This is a genomic window from Undibacterium sp. TJN25 (genome assembly GCF_049339885.1).
Lineage (GTDB): Bacteria > Pseudomonadota > Gammaproteobacteria > Burkholderiales > Burkholderiaceae_D > Undibacterium.
In genome coordinates this window covers 1-2,228 of record NZ_JBMPPM010000029.1, presented here as the reverse complement: position 1 = coordinate 2,228, position 2,228 = coordinate 1, and the positions used below count along the sequence as shown (strand labels likewise).

Sequence of the window (2,228 nt, the reverse complement as noted above, 5' to 3'; positions counted from 1 at the left end):
TGTAGCCTTTGCTTAACAGCAATTCGGACAGATACGCGCCATCCTGTCCTGTGATTCCGGTGATTAATGCTTTTTTACTCATCTACTAACCTCTTCGCTTGCGCGAATTACTTTTTTTTTGAATTTGATTTACAGCCGACAATAATGACCATTCCGCCAGAACGCATATTAAATTTGACACGGATTTAAATCCGCCTCCAAGTGTCTTTGAATTGTCATGAATTTGTAAATTTTAAAAATATTAAATTATTAACATGATAACCTGTATCGATGCTTAAGGCTCAATTAATATTTTTTAGGCAATATTTTGCAACAAAGTTCGACGCGCATTCAAAACTAAGCCTCACTGCGATGAATGCGGCCCTGCCCGGTGGCCACAACGGTTTTAGCACCGCTGCCATTGCGGCGCAACGCGGTGAGCGCCGAAAACTCCCACGATCTGAAGCCCAGTAATAAAGTGAAGCCATCGCGGTCTTCCGGATTGAGCCGTCGGTCTTCCTGCTGCAGACGTGCAAGCTCAGCTGCCAGTTGCTGTATCTTCTGCACGATCTCGCGTGCGCTCTGCGAGGAAAGCCTGGCGGGTACGCACAACAGGCTCTCCCCCTCTCCGTCAAAGCGCCCATCGAAATAATCGCTCACCACAAACTCCCTGAAATACTGCTGCACAGGACCATCCGGACGCCAGTGAAAGGCATTCGAGACCTTCAGACGGTAGCGATTCATCGGCTTCAGCTCTATCAGGCCCAGCCTGTCCAGCTCCACCAGACTGAGGATGCATTCAGGCTCGGACAAGGTGTAGGTTTCAATAATCTGCTCCATCGTCCAGTTACCCAGACAGCAAATCGCTACCAGCAGCAGCTTTGGACTGGCCATCAGCGACTTTTCCTGTGCCAGCGTCAAGTTATCCGAGTGCGGTGTAACGTCGGCAGCCTGGCGCAACACATCCTCCATGGCGATTCCAGCTGACTTGCAGATCAGCGCCAGGCGGGACAGCGACATATCCTTTTGCCCAAACATGCGCTTCACGCTGGACTCGCTCATGCCTATCCGTTCGGCCAGCACCTTATAGGTGATTCCCGAATGCCGCAGTTCAGTACGCAATACTTTCAATACGAGTTCCGGTGAGCTCATGTCATCCCTTGTTTATAGAATCTGCTGATAAAAAGTACCGGAATACGGTACCACACAGTTTATCAACCGCATCTTTACATAAAAATATCGTCCCGGATGAAAAAATTTGCAACACTGCGCGCCAGGCTCAGTACCAACCAATATTCGAAGCACATTAAGAAATAAACCAAAAATCCCATGCTCAACTCCCATCCCCTGGTTGGCGCCTCGTTGGCGGCTCTCGCATGTATCGCAGCAATCACGGCAGCAATGGATGCCGCTGCATCGGAGATCTACCTTGGTGCCGGCGTGGCTGCTGGCAGCATGGCCAGACTCAGTTGCGGCAACGGTGCTCTCTGCGAGCGCCCCGATGGTATCAGCAGCAAAATATCCGGCGGCTACCTGGCGTCGCTGGCACCTGTCAATGGAGTGGAAATCGCGCAAGGCGTAGAAGTGATGGCATATGCAAGCAAGCGCGGCAAGACCGCCATCCACACAGCTGAAGGCTTGGTGAACAGCGCGAGGAAAAGCAGCGGCGTGGCGTTGAGCCAGGTGCTGCAGGCAAGCATGGGAGATTTGGCAGTACGCGCGCGTTTAGGGGTTGGCTATTTGCACGGCGAATTGGACTATGCGAACGGCAAATCCGGCAGCAAGAATCATGTGGCGCCTGTAATAGGCCTGGGAATACGCTATACGCTGGACAAGAACTGGTCTCTGGCGGCCGACTGGGATCGCCTGCCGGCCAGATATGACGATAAGCAAAACGGCACGACGAATCTGTTTTCCATTGGTGTCAGTTATAAATTTTAGATCGGTGCTGCGCCGGAGCAAATAGGAGGTCGATCAAGGCGGGCTAAAACAGCAGCTATACAAACTGAAGGCGCAAAGCTTTTATGTAAAGCGGCGAGGGGAAGCGGAAGGCAAAAAGCTGAAGTAGCAAGTAACACTAGAAATCGGGAAGCGGAAAGTAAAAGTTGAAGTCTAAAGCTAAAAAGCAAAAACCCCTCCGTCTTGCGAGGGAGGGGTTTTCTGGATAAAAGCCTGACGATAACCTACTTTCACACTGGTTGCAGCACTATCATTGGCGCAGAGTCGTTTCACGGTCCTGTTCGGGATGG

Annotated in this window: 3 protein-coding genes; 1 reads left to right on the top strand and 2 read right to left on the bottom strand. The window is 51.2% G+C overall.

All coding sequences use genetic code 11. The features are described 5' to 3' along the window. Together ACO0LO_RS28930 and ACO0LO_RS28925 are read right to left on the bottom strand one after the other, a co-directional pair. The coding region (locus tag ACO0LO_RS28930) for a GDP-mannose 4,6-dehydratase (RefSeq protein ID WP_422969006.1) at positions 1 to 82 on the bottom strand (82 nt) is incomplete at its 3' end. Between the two features lie 254 nt (positions 83 to 336). Next, positions 337 to 1,131 carry a helix-turn-helix domain-containing protein gene (locus ACO0LO_RS28925; protein ID WP_422969997.1) on the bottom strand — a complete coding sequence of 265 codons (795 nt, stop codon included), beginning with the start codon at positions 1,129 to 1,131 and terminating at the stop codon, positions 337 to 339. Between the two features lie 177 nt (positions 1,132 to 1,308). Here ACO0LO_RS28925 and ACO0LO_RS28920 point away from each other — a divergent pair, with 177 nt between their 5' ends. Next, the gene (locus ACO0LO_RS28920; protein ID WP_422969995.1) at positions 1,309 to 1,920 is read left to right on the top strand and encodes an outer membrane beta-barrel protein; all 612 of its coding nucleotides are present in this window, start codon (positions 1,309 to 1,311) and stop codon (positions 1,918 to 1,920) included. The last annotated feature ends 308 nt before the right edge of the window (positions 1,921 to 2,228 follow it).

What these genes read in the sequence shown, in the direction of transcription:
- ACO0LO_RS28925 (WP_422969997.1), bottom strand. Translation starts at nt 1,131, where the DNA reads ATGAGCTCACCGGAACTCGTATTGAAAGTATTGCGTACTGAACTGCGG.
- ACO0LO_RS28920 (WP_422969995.1), top strand. Translation starts at nt 1,309, where the DNA reads ATGCTCAACTCCCATCCCCTGGTTGGCGCCTCGTTGGCGGCTCTCGCA.